The organism is Streptomyces sp. R28 (assembly GCF_041052385.1).
Lineage (GTDB): Bacteria > Actinomycetota > Actinomycetes > Streptomycetales > Streptomycetaceae > Streptomyces.
Map to the genome: position 1 here is coordinate 1,565,048 of NZ_CP163439.1, position 17,215 is coordinate 1,582,262.

The window sequence follows — 17,215 nt, forward strand, 5'->3', positions numbered from 1 at the left end:
GGTGTCATCCCCCGGTGTGCGGCACGGTCGTACCGGCCGTTGGGTGACGTCGGCGAACTCTCGCTCCCGCACCGGGTTTTCGCAGGTCAGGACCGATTGTCAGTGGTCGCCTCTACGGTTTTTCCATGACGCGATCTCTACAGGCCGTGGCCTATTGCCGACCCTCCGTGCTGGAGTCCGCGGTGGACGGACAGCGCTTGGGGCTCGAGACCTCACGCGGTGCGACGCCCTCGGGCGTCGAGGACCATCCGAGGTTCTTCGCAGGCTTCCTGACGTCTCCTCAGGTGGCCTCGGCCGGCTTGCTCGCGGTGGCCGACGTGGCGGCCGCGCGCTACTACCAGCGGCAGCTGCGCGCCTCCCTCGACCCGGTGGTGACGGGAAACGGCGACCGGCTGCGCTTCGAGTCCTTCTCGGGCTGCTGCGGGGTGTACGCCCGCCTGGACGTGCTGGAGGCGGGCCTCGACGGCGGCGAGGTGGGGCACGGCACGACGAACGTCGACGTCAACAACCCCCTGCGCGAGGCCCTGTCCAGGATCGGCGCGGACGATCCGCTGCATCTGCGGGTGGGGCCGGAGGAGTTGGCCGTGACCACGCTGGACGGTCCGGTCGTGGAGAAGAAGGTGCCGCTCCCGGACCGCTGGCTGCGGGGCTTCGCGGAGGCCCAGGTGACAGCGGCCCGGTTCGATCTGCGGGCCGAGCTGCCGGCCGCCGAGGCCGTTCGGTTCCTGCGTGCGCTGCCGCGCGGTGGGGCGCGCGGCGCTTCGGTGGGCGCGCGGTGGGTGGTGCCCTCGGGGAGCGGGCTGCGGCCGACCACGCGCGCGGTGCCCGGTGCGGTGTGCCTGCCCGGCCCGGAGCGACTGATCGTGCTCCAGCGGGTGCTGCGCCATGCCACGGCCCTGCGGGTGTACGGCCCCGCGGTGACCGGCGGGGGCGCCGCGACGGCCAGTGCCTGGGAGGCGGTCCTGCCCGGTATGCGGCTGACCCTGACGCTGTCGCCGGACGCCTCGCGCGGCTTCTCCGGTGAGGGCGGCGTCCTCGACGCGCTCGCCACCGACGAAGCCGCCGAGGACGCGGAGCTGGTCGCGGTGCTGCTGGCCTGGGAGCCCCGCATCGACGTCGCCGACCTGTCCGCCGCCTCGGGCCTCACGCCCGAGCGGGTGCGGGCGGCGCTGATCCGCCTGGGTACGTCGGGGCGGGTCGGGTACGACACGGCGGAGGCGGCCTACTTCCACCGGGAGCTGCCCTACGACGCCGAGCGCGTGGAGCGCCACAATCCACGGTTGCGCTCGGCCCGCGCGCTGGTGTCGGCGGACGCGGTCGCGCTGGACGGCGCCATGGGGACGGTGACGGCCGAGGACGGCCATGTGCACCGGGTGCGCGACGAGGCGGGCGTGCTCAGCTGCAGCTGTCTGTGGTGGGCGAAGTACCGGGGCGGGCGCGGGCCGTGCAAGCACGCGCTGGCGGTGCGGATGGTGCGGCGAGGCATCGCTTCGGCGCAGGCGGACATGGCACGGGTCGGCGGGGGTGCGCGATGAGTTCACTGATGGACGCGGTACGGGCCGGGCGGACGGCCGACGCGGTGAGTCTGCTGGACGGGATGACGGACGCTGAACGGCGGGGGGTCTTCCCCGAGTTGAGGGCACTGCGCAAGGAGCTGCGGGCGGATCAGTGGACGGCGCAGTCCCGCCGCGCCTATCCGACCCTGCATGCGGCGGGGGCGGCGTGCCAGACCGGTGCGGCCGGCGTGGCGAGTTGGCTGGCGGCCTCCGACATGCGCTGGTGGCCCGCGTCACCGGGAGTGCTGATCGACGTCCTGGGGGACCGGGCACCCGGCTGGCTCGCCGACGTGGCGCACCGGATCGCCGAGCGGCCGGTCGGTGCGCGGGTGCCGTATGAGCTGATGGCGGGCCTGGTGCGGCTTTCCGGCTGCCCGGTGCCGACGACCGAGGCCTACGTCCAGGGGTGGGTGGAGCACATCGGCCATGTCTGGCAGCGCGGCGACACGGTCCTGGACCGGCTGCGCAAGGACCCGCACCTCGGGCAGCTCGCGGCCGCGCTCTTCGAGACGAACGACATCGGCAGCCGTCTGGCATGGGCCCCGACCGAGGGTCCGGACAGCTGGACCGAGGCGCTCGCGCGGCTCACCGCCGAGGGAGCCCTGGACCGGAAGGCGACGGTCGACGCATGCCTGGCCCGGCTGCTGCGGGGCGGTCCGGCGGCCGACCACCGGGTGTTCCTGCGCATGCTCCAGGCATTCGCGCTCACCCGGGACGAGGAGCGGGAGCACACGGCAGACTGGCTGGCACTGGCCTGCGACGCCGCATCCGTCGTGGCCGCGCACGCCCAGTCGGTGCTCGCGTCACTGGCCCTGGACGGTGAACTGACCACGCACCAGGTGGTCGAGATGTCGGGCGCCGTCCTCTTCCGCGCCGAGAAGAAGCTCGTGCGCGCCCAGCTCGTGCTGTTGGGCAAGGTGATCGCCCGCGATCCGTTCGCCGCCGAGGAACTGCTGCCCGCCGCCGCTCAGGCCTTCGGGCACGAGGACTCGGACGTGCAGGAGCGAGCGCTCAAGTTGGTGGAGCGGCATGTCGGCAAGGTGCAGGGCGCGGACGCGCACAACGAACTCGCGTCGGCCGCCGAGCAGTTGATTCCGGTGCTGCGAGCGCGGGCGGCCCGGAGCCTGGGGGTGGCGCCGGCGTCCCTGGAGCCGGTGCCGTACGAGGAGGTGCTGCCGCCCGCACCCGAGCCGGTGCGGATCGCGCCGGCGCCGGAGTCGGTGGCCGAACTCGCCGAAGAGGTCGGTGCACTGCTGGCGTCGGGCGCGGACGTGGCGACGTTCGAGCGCACGCTGGACGGTTTGGTGCGCCATGCGCACCAGGACAGGGACGCTCTGGTGGAGGCGCTCGGCCCCGTCGCGGCGCGCCTGTGGTGGGTCACCGCGGAGTCCCCGCAGATCCGGCCGAGCGACTACTTCGGCAACCGGCCGCACAGCCTGGAGCTCCTGCTCGCGACGTTGCTCGACAAGGTTCCCACCGCCGCTCTCCACGCCGCGGTCCAGCACGGGACGTCGGGGTTCGAGTGCGTCCACGGCGCCCTCGCTCGTGCCTTCAACGCCCGTATCTGGGAGGTGGCGTACCGGATCCGTACGGAACCGCTGCCGTTCCTGCTCTCCACTCCCACCTGGGGCACGGGCCTGCTGGAACCGGACGAGCTCGTGAGTCGCCTCGCCGAGTACCGGCGCCGTGGCGCGCGGGTCTCGGCGGCCGACTTCGCGCAGGCACTGCTGCGGGTGCGGCGCGAGGACCGTACTGCGGCCGCAGCGGCAGCGTCCCGTGCGGCAGCGCTCGGCACCGTCGAAGGGACACGGCTCGCGAGGTGGCTCACCGCCCGGGCCCCGGCCCTGCCCGCCGCGAGACGGCGGGCGGCCGGTCCGCGCATCCTGCTGGAGTTCGGTGAGATCCCGGAGGTGCAGGAGGACTTCCCGGCGGAGTTCCGGCCGCTCGGCCGTCCGATGAGCGTCCACCCGGAGCGCCGGCACTGCTACCACTGGGAGGACTCCATACATCAGCACTGGCTCGCCCTCCTGCCCGAGCGGCGTGAACTCGTCGCGGCCAGGCTGCTGCGCGACCTGTCCACGGTCGCCGTGGACGACACCAGGGGTGCCGCCGCGATCCTCCCGCTGCTCGCCGAGTCCGGCGGCGAGGCGGGTGAGGCCGTACACCTGGCCGTGGCGTACGGGCTCGGTGCGCGGCATCCGGAGGACCGGCTCGCCGCCGTGGACGCCCTGCTGGTGCTGGCTGCGCGCGGGCAACTCGACGCGGACCGGCTGGGCGCGGATCTCGGGAAGTTGGTGCGGCGCGGGGCCGTGAAGACGTCGCGGCTCGTGGAGTCGGCGCGGACGGCAGCGGCCACGGGGGCCAATGCCACCATATGGGGGATGCTCCGGCACACCCTGCCCGTCCTGCTCGCCGATCTCGCGACCGCGGGGACGGCCGCGCCGGCCCGGGGACTCGCGGACCTTCTGGCCGTGGCCGCGGAGTGCGCCGAGCGAACGGGGGCACGCGAGGAACTGCCGCACCTGGCGCGGACGGCGGACCGCCGCGGCTCGTCCCGGCTCGCGGCCCAGGCCCGGCGGCTGCGCAGCGCGCTGGCGGAGCCGGTGGGCCGCCTGACGGGGCATGGCGCCGCCCCGGTCGGTACCGCAACCTGATTGAAAGATTCACAAACCAGGCATAAGGGTTCTTTACCGCCCGGTCACAAAGCGTTCGTGATCACGCAACACCGTTCCTTCACAGTGGGTGCATGAGTCGAGACATGTCTGATGTGAAGCGTGCGAAGCACGGACGTCCTGTACACCACTGGCGGCGTGACGTCATCGAACTCGCCGCGCTCTTCACGGCGGTGGCGGTGGCCGACGCGGTGGCGAACCTGATCGGGCACGGCCCCGACGGGCCGGCGGTGCTGCTGGTCTCGGCGGCCGTGCTGGCCGCCACGGTGGGGTTCCACACATGGTGGGCACGCCGCCACGGTCACGCACCGCCGACAGGCGATACCGGTGCCCGGCCGCGCTCCGAGGAGCGGGCCGGGCAGTCGGACGCCGGACGGCCGGACCAGTCGGACCAGTCGCAGGACGCGGCCGCGACGGTGCCCGGGGAGAGCGCGCTGTGGCGGATGCGGACGACGGTGAAGGACGAACCGGGATCGCTGGCCGCACTGTGCACGACGCTCGCCGAGCTGCGGGTGGACATCCTGAGCCTGCAGACGCATCCGCTGGCCGAGGGCACGGTGGACGAGTTCCTGCTGCGTGCGCCCGGCGGGCTCGCGGCGGCGGAGATCACCCGGGCGGTCTCGGTGGCCGGCGGTGCCGGCACCTGGATCGAGCGGGCCGACGCCCACGACCTGGTGGACGCGCCGACCCGGGTGCTCGGCCTCGCCACCCGTACCGCCCTGGACGCGGCGGAACTCCCGCTGGCGCTGCGGCAGTTGCTGGGCCGCTGCACCATCCGGTCGCTGCCCGCCGTGCCGGCCGGCGGCGGCCGGGGACCGGAGCCGGTACCGATGGAAGGAGTTCTGGAGGACACCGTGATGCGGCTGCGGGCGCCGGAAGGTGGAGTGATCACTGTGGAGCGGCCGTATCTGCCGTTCACGCCGACCGAGTTCGCGCGGGCGCGGGCGCTGGTGGAACTGGACGCGCGGCTCGGCCCGCGCGTGCCGGGCAGCCAGGACGTGCTGACGCTGCCGGAGGGCAACGACATCACCGTGCGGCGGGCGGACATCGGCGACCTTCGGGCCGCCAGGGAGATGCACGAGCGGTGCTCGGCACGGACGCTCGGGATGCGGTACCACGGGCCGGTCGGCGATGCCGACCGCTATCTCAACCATCTGCTCAGTCCGCGGTTCGGGCGGACGCTCGCCGTGCAGACCGCGTCGGGGCGCATCGTCGGGCTCGGTCATCTGCTGTGGGACGGTGACGAGACGGAGGTCGCGCTGCTCGTCGAGGACGAGTGGCAGCAGCGCGGCATCGGCAGTGAGTTGCTCGGCAGGTTGGTGGCAATGGCGGTCGAGGCGCGCTGCGAGAGTGTGTACGCCGTGACGCAATCGTCCAACACCGGGATGGTCGCCGCGATGCGCGGCCTGGGGCTCCCCCTCGACTATCAGATCGAGGAGGGGACCCTGGTCATCACGGCCCGGCTGGACGCTCCGCTGGACGAGGCGGTCATCGGCCGGCTGTCGAGTGCGGGCGAGCTGGGGAAGGCCTGAGCGCGTAGGGGCTATGGCCGACCGGCGACCGCGGGTGTGTTGTGGCTGGTCGCGCCCCGCGGCGGAGCCGCATCTCGATGCGGCTCCGCGCCCCTGTCGGGGCGCCCCAGTGCGCGATCCAGATCCGCCCACAGGTCGTCGACGTCCTCCAGGCCCACCGACATCCGCAGCAACCGGTCGCTCACACCGGCACCCCGGCGCTCGCCCTCGTCCACGATGCGGTGGCTGATGGACGCCGGGTGCTGGATCAGGGTGTCGACGCTGCCGAGGCTGACGGCGGGGGTGATCAGGCGGACGCCGGCGATGACGTCGTGCGGGTCGTCATGGACCTCGAAGGCGATCATGGCGCCGCCGATGCGCGGGTAGTGGACGCGGGCGACGCGCGGGTCGGCGGCGAGGCGGCGGGCGAGTTCGGCGGCGGTCGCGGAGGCGGCCCGTACCCGGACGGGGAGGGTGGCCAGGCCGCGCAGCAGCAAATAGCCGGCCAGCGGATGCAGGACGCCGCCCGTGGCGAACCGTATCTGGCGCAGTCGTCCGGCGAACTCCTCGTCGCAGGCCACCACGCCCGCCATCACGTCCCCGTGTCCGCCGAGGTACTTGGTGGCGCTGTGCAGCACCAGCCGGGCGCCCTGTTCGGCGGGGCGCTGGAGCACGGGCGTGGCGAAGGTGTTGTCCGCGAGCAGCGGGACCGAGCCGCAGGCATGGGCCACCGCCCGCAGGTCCACCTCGGCGAGCGTGGGGTTCGCCGGGGACTCGACCATCACCAGGCCGGTGTCCGGACGCAGCGCCTCCGCGATCCCGGCGGGGTCGGTCCAGGTCACCTCCGAGCCCAGCAGCCCGGCGGTCAGCAGGTGGTCGCTGCAGCCGTACAGCGGACGTACGGCGACGACGTGGCGCAGGCCCATCGACGCCCGTACGAGAAGAACCGCGCTCAGCGCCGCCATCCCGCTGGCGAAGGCGACCGCCGCCTCGGTGCCCTCGAGGCGGGCCAGGGCGGTCTCGAAGCGGGCGACGGTCGGATTGCCGAGGCGGCGTAGACGGGCGGGCCGTCCGGCTCCGCGCCGGTCGTGGCGAAGGCGTCGATGCGGGCGGCCTCGCCACGGCTGTCGTAGGAGGGGTAGGTGGTCGACAGGTCGATCGGCGGGGCGTGCAGTCCCTGCCGCGCGAGGTCGTCGCGGCCCGCGTGCACGGCCTCGGTGGCAAGGGCTCTCGGTGCGGTGCGTACGTCGTCGTACCCGTGCATACCGTCGTATGCCTCTCTGCTCGCTGAGTCCATGGGCGGAAGACTGAACACCGGCCGGGTCGCGGCGGCGAAACCCCGTGTTACGTTCGGCCAATGGCTGAATCCGTCGCACTGGATCCGGTCGACCTGCATCTGCTGCGGCTTCTGCAGAACGACGCCCGGACCACCTACCGCGATCTCGCCGCGCAGGTCGGGGTCGCGCCGTCGACCTGCCTGGACCGGGTGACGCGGCTGCGCCGCGCGGGCGTGATCCTCGGCCATCAGCTCCGGCTGGACCCGGGCAAGCTCGGCCGAGGGCTTGAGGCGCTGCTGTCGGTGCAGGTCAGGCCGCATCGGCGGGAGCTGGTGGGGCCGTTCGTGGAGCGGATCCGGGCGCTGCCCGAGTCGCGGACCGTCTTCCATCTCACCGGGCCGGACGACTATCTCGTCCATGTCGCGGTCGCGGACATGGCCGATCTCCAGCGGCTGGTGCTGGACGGGTTCACGTCCCGGCGTGAAGTGGCGCGTGTGGAGACGCGGTTGATCTTCCAGCAGTGGGACTGCGGGCCGCTGCTGCCACCCGACCCGCCGGGAAACACGCCCTCAGCGAAATCGGGCTGACTCAGGGCAAGGGCCGGTGAAACGGGGCTGACGCGGCAGCGGTCGCCGTATGAGGATGGACCGCATGTCAGAGACCAACAGCCCGCTGCCCCGTGAGGTCGCCGACGCCTACGTCGACGAGTTCATCGCCCTCGACCCGGTCACCGGTACGTATCTCGGCGTGAAGGAGAGTTCGAGCAAGCTCCCCGACCTCTCGCCCGCGGGCCAGCAGGCGCTCGCGGACCTCGCGCGGGCCACGCTCGCGCGGCTCGACGAGGCCGAGCGCCGGCCCGGCGCGGACAGTGACATCGAGCGCCGGTGTGCGCGCCTGCTCCGCGAGCGGCTGACCGCGGAACTCGCCGTGCACGAGGCCGACGAGGGCCTGCGCTCGGTCGGCAACATGGCCACCCCCGCCCACTCGGTGCGCGAGGTCTTCACCGTCACGCCGAACCAGTCCGACGAGGACTGGGCGGCGATCGCCGAGCGGCTGCGCGCGGTGCCGGCCGCGTACGCGGGCTACCGCGAGTCCCTCGCGCTGGGTCTGGAGCGCAAGCTGTACGCCGCTCCGCGCCCGACCGCCACCTTCGTCGAGCAGCTCACCGAGTGGTCCGGCTCGGGCGAGGGCCGCGGCTGGTTCGAGGACTTCGCCTCGGCCGGTCCCGAGTCGCTGCGCGCGGAGCTGGACGAGGCCGCCCGCGGGGCGACGGCCGCCGTGGTGGAGCTGCGGGACTGGATGCGCGAGGTGTACGTGCCGGCGATCGAGGGCGCGCCGAACACGGCGGGCCGCGAGCGCTACGCCCGCTGGGCCCGCTACTTCAACGGCATCGACCTCGACCTCGACGAGGCGTACGCGTACGGCTGGTCCGAGTTCCACCGGCTGCTCGGCGAGATGAAGAAGGAGGCCGAGAAGATCCTTCCGGGCGCCGCGACGCCGTGGGTGGCGCTGGCCCACCTCGACGAGCACGGCAAGCACATCGAGGGCGTCGACGAGGTCCGCGAGTGGCTCCAGGGCCTGATGGACGAGGCGATCGAGAAGCTCGACGGCACGCACTTCGAACTCGCCGAGCCGGTACGCAAGGTGGAGTCGCGCATCGCCCCGCCCGGCGGTGCGGCGGCACCGTACTACACGTCCCCGTCGGAGGACTTCTCACGTCCGGGCCGCACCTGGCTGCCGACGATGGGCCAGACCCGCTTCCCGGTCTACGACCTGGTCTCGACCTGGTACCACGAGGGTGTCCCCGGCCATCACCTCCAGCTCGCACAGTGGACGTACGTCGCCGGGAACCTCTCCCGCTACCAGGCCACGATCGGCATGGTCAGCGCCAACGCCGAGGGCTGGGCGCTGTACGCGGAGCGGCTCATGGACGAGCTCGGCTTCCTCACGGACCCGGAGCACCGGCTCGGATACCTCGACGCGCAGATGATGCGGGCCGCCCGTGTCATCATCGACATCGGCATGCACCTGGACCTTCAGATCCCGGCCGACTCCCCGTTCCACCCGGGCGAGCGCTGGACTCCGGAGCTGGCCCAGGAGTTCTTCGGCTCGCACAGCAGCCGTCCCGCGGACTTCGTGGAGAGCGAGCTGGCCCGGTATCTGACGATCCCGGGCCAGGCCATCGGCTACAAGCTCGGCGAGCGGGCCTGGCTGCTCGGCCGCGACAAGGCGCGCGAGCGGCACGGCGACGCCTTCGACCTCAAGGCGTGGCACATGGCGGCCCTGTCCCAGGGGTCGCTCGGCCTGGACGACCTGGTGGACGAACTGGCCGCCCTGTGATCAACGCCGGAAGCCACCCTCGGAGTTGATGACCTCACCGGTGATCCAGCCCGCCTCGTCCGTCGCCGGCCAGGCGACGAGGCGGGCCGGGTCGTCGGGCATCCCCCGCAGGCCGGCGGGGAAGGCGGCCGCCACGCCCTCGTACGCCTCGCCGGTCAGGTAGTCCGTGTCCACGGGGCCGGGGTTGACGGTGTTCACCGTGATCCCCCGCTCGGCGAGCGTGGTGGACAGGGAGCGGGAGCGGGTGCTCGAGGCGAGGGCGCCCTTCTGGAGGGCGTAGGCGATCTCACCGGGCATGCCGCCCGCGATGTCCTGGCCGGAGGTCATCATCACGACGCCCCCGCCGGGGCCGGCCGGCCTCAGCCGGGCATGGGCCTGGGCGAGGAGCAGCACCGAGCGGGTGTCGACCGCGACCAGTTCGGCGGGCACGGCCGGTGCGGAGAGGTCGCCGGGCCCTTGGAGGATCTGGGCATCCGGGTCGCCGAGCGCCTGGCGCACGGGGGCGACGACGTCCTCGGGCCGGTCGGCTCCCCACGGCATGGCGGCGTCGTGCGGCACATGGTGGTGCAGATGGACGCTCGCCCCGTACGCGGCGAGCCGCCGGGCCACGGCATGACCGATGCCGACGCGTCTGCCGGCCCCGGTGACCAGGGCGGTCCGGCCGCGCAGGGGCAGGGGGTCGCGGCGCAGGGCCTCGAGGGCGGGGTGCGGGAGCCGGGGCACGGCAGTTCGTGATGGGGAACGGCCGGGTGCGACACACCTGGTTATTCGCGCCGGGCCCGCCGGGTCAGTTCGGCAGCCGTCGGAGCTGGACGAGCCCCAGCCAGGTTTCCGGGCCGGGCTGCACCTGGGCGGCTCGGACCGCGTACGCCCCCGGCTCCAGGGCCACCCGCAGGTGCTCGGTCCGTTCCGTCTCCGGTCCCGGCCAGGCCGAGTCGAACAGGACCACCGTTCCCGGCACGGTCCAGCGCACCTCGTGTTCCCAGACCGCCGTGGCGAGGGCGGCCGGGACCCGGGCCAGGAGTTCCTCCTCGGAGTCGCCCGCGCACCAGCGTACGAAGATGCCGTGGTCGGGCAGATAGGAGGTCGAGGCGGGCTCGTCACCGAACACCAGCGCCGCGCTGTCGCCCACGGGCAGGAGTCCGACGGAGCCGTCGACCTCGCAGGCCCGGTCGTAGTCCGAGGCCGTCTCGTCGCCGTCGGCGCCCGCCCAGAACGGCAGCACCGTCTCAGGTACGGCTATCAGGGGGCCGCCGCCCGACTCCACCCACTCCACCGCGCCCGGTTCCGCGTATCGCACCATGGCAGCAGAACCTACACGCACTGCGGCCTCACACGTTCGCCGCGTCCAACTCGCCCCTCAGCAGCCGCAGTTCTCCGCATCCACGGGAGCCGTCAGCGGGTCGGCCGCACCACGCTCGCGCCCCTGCCAGGTCTCGAACTCGAAGCCCTCGCGTGCCCAGTACTCGAAGCCGCCGAGCATCTCCTTGACCTGGTAGCCGAGCTCGGCGAGGGCGAGGGCGGCGCGGGCCGCACCGTTGCAGCCGGGGCCCCAGCAGTACGTCACGACGGGCACCGACTTGTCGAGGAGCTGCGCGGCCTGCTCAGGGATGAGGGCGTGCGGGAGGTGGATCGCGCCGGGAATGTGGCCCTGGTCCCAGGACTCGGTGGAACGGGAGTCCAGGACCACGAATCCGGGGTCGCCGTCGGCCGCGAGCGCGGCGGCGACGTCGGAGGCGTCGGCGTGGAAGACGAGGCTCGCGCGGAAGTATGCGGCGGCCTCGGCCGGTGCGGCGGGCGCGACGCGCAGCACAGGGTTCACGGTGGTGGTGGTCATGGTGGCGGTCATGATCTGGTCCCTCCCTGGCGGATCTCCATGATCAGAAATCTTGCTGATCTCGATGATCAGAAATCTACGGCCGGTGATCCACTTCCTGAAGGGCCGTTCCACGGTGTGCACCTTGATCTGCCGGGGATTCCCCTGCTATTCCTCGGACATGACCGCTTATTCCCCGGACGCCACGGACTGGCGCATTCTCGACGTCCTCCAGCGCGAAGGCCGTGCCAGCTTCGCCGAGCTGGCCCGCGCCGTCTCCATGTCCGCGAGCGCGGTCACGGAACGGGTGCGGCGGCTGGAGGAAGCCGGCGTCATCCAGGGGTACGCGGCGGTCGTCGACCCCGAGGCGCTGGGCATGCCGATCCTGGCCTTCGTGCGCCTTCGCTATCCGAACGGCCACTACAAGCCGTTCCACGACCTGGTCGCCGCGACCCCGGAGATCCTGGAGGCGCACCACGTGACGGGCGACGACTGCTTCGTCATCAAGGTCGCCGCGCGGTCGATGCGCCACCTGGAGGAGGTGTCCGGCAAGATCGGCACGCTGGGCTCGGTGACGACGAGCGTCGTCTACTCATCCCCGCTGCCCCGCCGCCCGCTGGGCCACTGACGTCGCCCGACACCCCTCGGTCAGTGGCCCCGCTGCCGCAGCTCCGACCCGGACCTTCCCTTCACGACCTCCAGCTGCGCGTGGATCCGCCGCCGCAGGTCGGCGACATGGCTGACGATCCCGACGCTGCGGTCGCGTTCGCGCAGTGAGTCGAGGACGTCGAGCACCTCGTCGAGGGTCTGGTCGTCGAGGCTGCCGAAGCCCTCGTCGATGAAGAGCGTGTCGAGGCGGACCCCGCCGGCCTCGTCGGTGACGACGTCCGCGAGGCCGAGGGCGAGGGCGAGGGAGGCGAAGAACGTCTCGCCGCCCGACAGCGTCGCCGTATCCCGCTCACGCCCGGTCCAGGCGTCGACGACATGCAGCCCGAGCCCACTGCGGCCGCGGCCGGCCCGGTCGTCGGAGTGGACGAGGGTGTAGCGGCCGGACGACATGCGCTGCAGCCGTGCGGTCGCGGCGGCGGCGACCTGTTCGAGGCGGGCCGCCAGCACGTACGACTCCAGGCGCATCTTGCGTTCGTTGTCCGCCGAGGTGCCGGCCGTGAGAGCGGCGAGGCGGGCCACCCGGTCGTACTCCTCGCGCAGCGGGGCGAGTTGGCGTACGGCGGTGGCCGCGCGGGCGGACAGCCGGTCCAGCTCGGTGCAGCGCCGGGCAGCCGCGTCGCGCGCGGAGGCGGCGTCTCGGACGCGCTGTGCCGCGGCGGCAGCGGCGCGCTCGGTGGAATCGAGGTCGGCGGGCGGCTGCTCGGCGGCGGCCGCGGTGTCGGTCTCGGAGAGGACGGCGCGTACGGCGGCCTCCTCCGACTGCCAGGCGTCCAGCCGTCGTTGGAGCTCGCGGTGGGCGGCGTCGTCCAGGAGCGCGGCGGCCGCGGCCTGCGGGGTGTCGAAGCCCGCGCGGAAGGCGGCGTCGGCCAGGCGGGCGTCGGCGTCCTTGAGCCGCTGGGCGGTGTCCTCGGCGGCGCGCGCGGTGTCGGCGGCGTCGGTGAGCAGCGCGACCTGCCGCTCCAGCTGCGCGGCCCGCGCGGCCACGCTGTCGGCGGCGCCACGGGCCTGCGCCAACTCCGCTTCCAGGGCGCCCTTCTCGCGGTCGAGCCGCTCGCGCCGGCCGACCCGGGCGGCGGCCCGGACGGCAGCCTGCTGCTGAGCGGCGGTGCGCTGCTCGTGCTCCGCCTCGGCCCGTCGCAGCTCCTCGTGGACGGAGTGCAGCACCGAGGCGTCCCTGCGGGTCTGCGAGAACAGCCGCTCCAACTTGTCGGCGGCTTCCGCGAGTTGGCTTGTGGGCAGGTCGCCGGCCTCGGCGCTCGCCGCGGCCAGGGCTTCCCGTACGACGCCCAGGCGCCGTTCGTTCTCGGCGTGCCGTTCCTCTGCCTGCTGGTATGCGGCCAGCGCCCGCTCCTCGGCTTCCCGGTCGACGTGTCCGACGTCCTTGCGGGCGGGTGCGGGGTGGTCGGTGGCGCCGCAGACGGCACAGGGCGCGCCGTCCTGGAGCTGTGCGGCGAGTTCGGCGGCGATGCCGTTCAGGCGCTGTTCCTTGACGTCCAGCCAGTGCGCCTTGGCCTTCAGCGCCGACTCCTGGGCGTCGGAAGCCTGCCGGGCGGCCGTTTCCGTGTCGCCGGCCAGCTGGTCACGCATCCGCGCGGCGGCGAGCCGCTGCCGCGCGGGCTCGCGCTGCACGGCCAGCTGGTCGGCGCGGCTCGCGGCCTCCTGCGCGGACTCGATACGGGCCTGCAGTCCGGCCCGGGTCTCCTCCCACCCGGCGAGCCAGGCCTCCGCCTCCAGCCGGACGTCGTCGTCCGCACGCTCCTGGCGATCCAGATCCGCGCGCTCCGCGACGAGTTCGGCCAACCGCTGCTCGCCGCGACGGGCCGCCTCCAGCCCGCCCAGCTCCTCGGCGATCCGACGCGCTGCGGCGGCGAGCCCTGCGGCACCGGCGTCGGCGAAGTCGTCCGGCGTCCGGGCAGACGCGTACGCCTCAAGGGCCCCGCCGCGCCCGCCGGCAGAGACGTCCTCCGTGCCACGAGCTGCCCCGGCACCCGCGCCTCCCTCACCGAAGGCACCTCCAAGCAGCGCACGCGCGCGTGCCTCCGCCACGGCCGCCCGCCGGTGTTCGGCCTCGGTGGCCTCCCGCAGTTCCAGCGCCGGTGCCACGGCCTCGGCCTTGCGGGCCCGCTCCATGCGTGTCCGCGCCTCCCGGTGCGCGTCGGCCCGCTCCTCCAGCAGCCGGGCCCGCTCCCGCGCCTCGGCGAACCGCCGCTGCAGCCGGGCCACTTCGCGTACGTCGGCCAGGGCGTGGTCGGCGGCGGCCTGGGCGGACTCGGCGGCCAGGAGGCGGCAGTGGGCGACGGTCAGCTGCTCACGGACGGTGCTGCGGGCGACGGCGGCGGCACCGAGGATGGCGTCGGCCAGGCCCGGCTCGCCCGGTGCGAGGTCGGGCAACCGCATGGCGTCGCCCGCCGCCTGCTGCATGCGGTGGGCGTCGGCCAGCAGCGCGGCGTCGCCGTCCCGTACCTGGGTCTCGGCCGCGCGTCGGCGCTCGGCGAGGCGCTTCTCGACCTCGGCGAAGCGGTGGGTGTCGAAGAGGCGGCCCAGCAGCTTGCCGCGGGCCTCGGCGTCGGCGCGCAGGAAGCGGGCGAAGTCGCCCTGGGGCAGCAGCACGACCTGGCAGAACTGCTCGCGGCTCATGCCGAGCAGCTGGGTGACCTCCTCGCCGATCTCCTGGTGCGAGCGGCTGAGGTCCTTCCAGGTCCCGGCCTGCGTGTCGTACTCGCGCAGCCAGCTCTGTGCCTTGTCGAGCGTCGTGCCGGCGCCGCGCTTCTTGGGACGCTCCCAGGGCGGTTGCCGGGTGACCTCCAACCGACGTCCGGCGACGGTGAGTTCGAGGCAGACCTCCGTGCGGGTGCCGACCGCTGCGTGGTCGCTGCGCAGGTTCATGCCGCCCTGGCCGCTCTGCCGGGCGCCCGGGACGGAGCCGTAGAGCGCGTAGCAGACGGCGTCCAGGACGGAGGTCTTCCCGGCGCCGGTCGGTCCGTGCAGCAGGAAGAGCCCGGCCGTCGACAGCGCGTCGAAGTCGACGGTCTGGGAGCCGCCGAAGGGCCCGAACGCCGTCACATCGAGGCGATGGAGCCTCATCGCGCCACCTCCCGCACGGCCTCGTCGGCCCGTACCGCGTCGAAGGCGTCCCGCAGCACACCCTGTTCGTGCTCGTCGGGCCCGGCGCCCCGCACATGCGCCACGAAGTCCTCCGCGATCTCCTGGTCGCTCCGGTCCGCGAGCCGCTTCGCATAGGACACGTCGGGGTCGTCCGGCGCCCGCTCGGGGGCGAAGACCAGACTGAGCGTGTGCGGGAAGCGCTCGGCGAGACGGGCCATGGGGTCCGCCGGGCGTACGGCGTCCGTGAGCGTCGCCTCGACCCACGCCTCCTCGTGCCGCGCGAGCCCTGGATCGGCGAGCAGTTCCTCCAGCGTCCCCCGGATCCGGGCCAGCGCACGCGGCACCGGGCACTCGACGCGCTCAGCGGTGACCGCGCCATCGGCGTCCAGGTCGACGAGCCACATGCTCTTGCGGTGGCCGGCCTCCGAGAACGAGTACGGCAGCGGCGAGCCCGAGTAACGGACCCGCTCGGTGATGGTCTGGCTGCCGTGCAGATGCCCCAGCGCCGCGTAGTCCACGCCGTCGAAGACCCCGGCAGGTACCGCGGCCACCCCGCCGACGGTGATGTCCCGCTCGCTGTCGCTGGCCTCGCCCCCGGTGACGAAGGCGTGCGCGAGGACGACCGACCGCGTGCCACGCGCGCGTGCGGCGAGGTCGGCCCGTACCCGGTCCATGGCGGCGGCGAGCACGGCCTCGTGCCCGGTCTTGTCGACGCCGAACTCGTCCTTCACCAGAGCGGGTTCGAGATAGGGCAGGCCGTAGAAGGCCACGTCGCCGAAGTCGTCCCGAAGCACGACCGGTGTGCCGCACGCCGCGGGCTCGGTCCGCAGATGGATGCCGGCCCGCCCGATCAGCCCCGCGCCCACACCGAGCCGACGCGCCGAGTCGTGGTTCCCGGAGATCATCACCGTCGGCACACCGAGGTCGGCGAGCCGGTGCAGGGCGTCGTCGAACAGCTCGACCGCGGCGAGCGGCGGCACCGCCCGGTCGTACACGTCTCCCGAAACGAGCACCGCGTCCACGCCGCGCTCACGCACGGTCGTGACGAGGTGACCGATGAACTCGGCCTGGGCCCCGAGCATGTTCACGCGGTGGAACGCCCGGCCGAGATGCCAGTCGGAAGTGTGCAGCAATTTCATGAAATTGCCCTGACCTGCACGTTTTGCCCCCACTACGCTCAAATAACCAGCACGAACCAGCACGGGGCTCGCCGTCAACACCCGCCACGCTAATGCATGTCGTCCCCTGATCCGGCTCTCGCGAGCCGGGCCGTGGGAGGTAGATGTAGCAGGAATGGACCTTCAGGTAGTTGCTCCGGCTCCTCGCTTGGGACCAGCGCACCGCGCAACTTCGAAGAGCCCCTTTGTGATGTGCGATGGTGGGCGACCTGATGGCACCGATGCAAGGAGCCCTCAGGACTCGCCGTGACACCGTTGAGCGACGCGCCCCGGACTGTGCCCGGCCCGCTGTAGACCCGTTGCGAAGACCACGAAGCGCCTGACTGGTGGCAGCCCACAGCCCTCATGGTCGAACCGGATTCCGTGTGTGCTGGTGACCCCATGGCCCTTCAGCATGTGCGGCTGAATCCGCCGAGGACCTGTAGGACACGATCGATCTCCTTTGTGTGGATCAATCGACTCCGTGTCCGCAGAAGGCCAGGAGTGCCGTATGAGCCGAGCTCATGGCAGCGTTCGACGGGTTGACCCCAATCCGGGCCGAGACCGAGGTACTCGGCAAAAGCGCGTATCCGCTCATTGGGCGTGACACCGTCGGCCACAATTACACGTTGGTCCGCGGCGAGGTGGAATTCAGGGAGTTGGGAGTAGTCCTCCTGCGTGCAGACCCACTCAGGCTCGCGGCGAGGCCGCCTCCGCCATCGACGTCTTCCGCTGCTACGGCCAGGTTGCCTCGGAGCAGAAGGGCGAGCTCCTCCCCCTGGGCGACGGCTCCCGTCTCGTCGTCGAGGTGCCGGAGTACGTCGGCACCGAGGCCGAGCGGTACGCGTACGGCATCCCGCCAGACATCCGCGGCCACGGTCCGCACCTCGGCACTGCCCGGCTGCATCCACCAGGTGGTCCTGCCGACTGCCATCACAATCACCGGCCTCCCCCATCCGACATCCCGACCTTAGGACGGAAGCGAAGCGCCGGCTTGCGGCCGGGCGCAAAGAAGTCGTCCCCGTGCGCACCATGTGCCGGGGGCTCTCGCCCGTACACGCTACGTTCGAGTAGCTTTACCGTTCGTATTGATGTGCGAGCGCCAGGGAGGC

The 17,215-nt window shown here is 72.9% G+C and carries 12 protein-coding genes and 1 pseudogene; 6 read left to right on the forward strand and 7 right to left on the reverse strand.

Annotation, left to right across the window (positions count from 1 at the left end):
• Positions 1-125: 125 nt before the first annotated feature.
• The 3 genes from AB5J49_RS06710 to AB5J49_RS06720 all read left to right on the forward strand — a co-directional run bounded on the left by AB5J49_RS06710 (position 126) and on the right by AB5J49_RS06720 (position 5,760).
• Positions 126-1,535 carry an SWIM zinc finger family protein gene (locus AB5J49_RS06710; RefSeq protein ID WP_369167515.1) on the forward strand — a complete coding sequence of 470 codons (1,410 nt, stop codon included), beginning with the start codon at positions 126-128 and terminating at the stop codon, positions 1,533-1,535.
• Positions 1,532-4,210: a DUF6493 family protein gene (locus tag AB5J49_RS06715; RefSeq protein ID WP_369167516.1), complete on the forward strand. Its 2,679-nt coding sequence runs from the start codon at positions 1,532-1,534 to the stop codon at positions 4,208-4,210. Before AB5J49_RS06710 ends, AB5J49_RS06715 begins: the two co-directional genes overlap by 4 nt.
• 104 nt (positions 4,211-4,314) lie before the next feature.
• The gene (locus tag AB5J49_RS06720; protein ID WP_369167517.1) at positions 4,315-5,760 is read left to right on the forward strand and encodes a GNAT family N-acetyltransferase; all 1,446 of its coding nucleotides are present in this window, start codon (positions 4,315-4,317) and stop codon (positions 5,758-5,760) included.
• Positions 5,761-5,771: 11 nt separating this feature from the next.
• Here AB5J49_RS06720 and AB5J49_RS06725 read toward each other — a convergent pair.
• Positions 5,772-7,003 (reverse strand): annotated as a pseudogene (locus AB5J49_RS06725) (PLP-dependent aspartate aminotransferase family protein).
• 93 nt (positions 7,004-7,096) lie between these two features.
• Here AB5J49_RS06725 and AB5J49_RS06730 point away from each other — a divergent pair.
• The gene (locus AB5J49_RS06730; protein ID WP_369167518.1) at positions 7,097-7,603 is read left to right on the forward strand and encodes an Lrp/AsnC family transcriptional regulator; all 507 of its coding nucleotides are present in this window, start codon (positions 7,097-7,099) and stop codon (positions 7,601-7,603) included.
• A gap of 64 nt (positions 7,604-7,667) precedes the next feature.
• Positions 7,668-9,356, forward strand: a complete 1,689-nt coding sequence (locus AB5J49_RS06735) for a DUF885 domain-containing protein (protein ID WP_369167519.1) — start codon at positions 7,668-7,670, stop codon at positions 9,354-9,356.
• Here the strand turns inward: AB5J49_RS06735 and AB5J49_RS06740 are convergent, their stop codons facing one another.
• From AB5J49_RS06740 to AB5J49_RS06750, 3 genes are all read right to left on the reverse strand, one after another.
• Positions 9,357-10,079, reverse strand: coding sequence for an SDR family oxidoreductase (locus AB5J49_RS06740; RefSeq protein WP_369167520.1), 723 nt, complete (start codon positions 10,077-10,079; stop codon positions 9,357-9,359).
• Between the two features lie 64 nt (positions 10,080-10,143).
• Entirely contained in the window at positions 10,144-10,659 is a 516-nt protein-coding gene (locus AB5J49_RS06745) for an immunity 21 family protein (RefSeq protein ID WP_369167521.1), read from the reverse strand.
• A gap of 57 nt (positions 10,660-10,716) precedes the next feature.
• A complete protein-coding gene (locus tag AB5J49_RS06750; protein WP_369167522.1) occupies positions 10,717-11,205 on the reverse strand; it encodes a rhodanese-like domain-containing protein in 489 nt (162 codons plus the stop codon).
• A 148-nt stretch (positions 11,206-11,353) separates the two neighbouring features.
• Here AB5J49_RS06750 and AB5J49_RS06755 point away from each other — a divergent pair, with 148 nt between their 5' ends.
• On the forward strand, positions 11,354-11,800 hold the full coding sequence (locus tag AB5J49_RS06755; RefSeq protein ID WP_369167523.1) for an Lrp/AsnC family transcriptional regulator: 447 nt from the start codon (positions 11,354-11,356) through the stop codon (positions 11,798-11,800).
• 20 nt (positions 11,801-11,820) lie between these two features.
• On the opposite strand, the gene AB5J49_RS06760 is transcribed toward AB5J49_RS06755, so the two are convergent.
• The 3 genes from AB5J49_RS06760 to AB5J49_RS06770 all read right to left on the reverse strand — a co-directional run bounded on the left by AB5J49_RS06760 (position 11,821) and on the right by AB5J49_RS06770 (position 17,037).
• Positions 11,821-14,925, reverse strand: a complete 3,105-nt coding sequence (locus AB5J49_RS06760; RefSeq protein WP_369167524.1) for an AAA family ATPase — start codon at positions 14,923-14,925, stop codon at positions 11,821-11,823.
• Positions 14,922-16,085, reverse strand: coding sequence for an exonuclease SbcCD subunit D (locus tag AB5J49_RS06765; protein WP_369167525.1), 1,164 nt, complete (start codon positions 16,083-16,085; stop codon positions 14,922-14,924). Before AB5J49_RS06765 ends, AB5J49_RS06760 begins: the two co-directional genes overlap by 4 nt.
• A gap of 640 nt (positions 16,086-16,725) precedes the next feature.
• Positions 16,726-17,037 (reverse strand): hypothetical protein, encoded by a 312-nt coding sequence (locus tag AB5J49_RS06770; RefSeq protein WP_369167526.1) that lies wholly within the window; start codon positions 17,035-17,037, stop codon positions 16,726-16,728.
• Between the last annotated feature and the right edge of the window lie 178 nt (positions 17,038-17,215).

Excerpts from the sequence above, each read along its gene's own strand:
- AB5J49_RS06730 (WP_369167518.1), top strand. The coding sequence starts at position 7,097 with ATGGCTGAATCCGTCGCACTGGATCCGGTCGACCTGCATCTGCTGCGG.
- AB5J49_RS06760 (WP_369167524.1), bottom strand. The coding sequence starts at position 14,925 with ATGAGGCTCCATCGCCTCGATGTGACGGCGTTCGGGCCCTTCGGCGGC.
- AB5J49_RS06770 (WP_369167526.1), bottom strand. The coding sequence starts at position 17,037 with ATGGCAGTCGGCAGGACCACCTGGTGGATGCAGCCGGGCAGTGCCGAG.
- AB5J49_RS06735 (WP_369167519.1), top strand. The coding sequence starts at position 7,668 with ATGTCAGAGACCAACAGCCCGCTGCCCCGTGAGGTCGCCGACGCCTAC.
- AB5J49_RS06750 (WP_369167522.1), bottom strand. The coding sequence starts at position 11,205 with ATGACCGCCACCATGACCACCACCACCGTGAACCCTGTGCTGCGCGTC.
- AB5J49_RS06745 (WP_369167521.1), bottom strand. The coding sequence starts at position 10,659 with ATGGTGCGATACGCGGAACCGGGCGCGGTGGAGTGGGTGGAGTCGGGC.
- AB5J49_RS06765 (WP_369167525.1), bottom strand. The coding sequence starts at position 16,085 with ATGAAATTGCTGCACACTTCCGACTGGCATCTCGGCCGGGCGTTCCAC.
- AB5J49_RS06715 (WP_369167516.1), top strand. The coding sequence starts at position 1,532 with ATGAGTTCACTGATGGACGCGGTACGGGCCGGGCGGACGGCCGACGCG.
- AB5J49_RS06710 (WP_369167515.1), top strand. The coding sequence starts at position 126 with ATGACGCGATCTCTACAGGCCGTGGCCTATTGCCGACCCTCCGTGCTG.
- AB5J49_RS06720 (WP_369167517.1), top strand. The coding sequence starts at position 4,315 with ATGTCTGATGTGAAGCGTGCGAAGCACGGACGTCCTGTACACCACTGG.
- AB5J49_RS06755 (WP_369167523.1), top strand. The coding sequence starts at position 11,354 with ATGACCGCTTATTCCCCGGACGCCACGGACTGGCGCATTCTCGACGTC.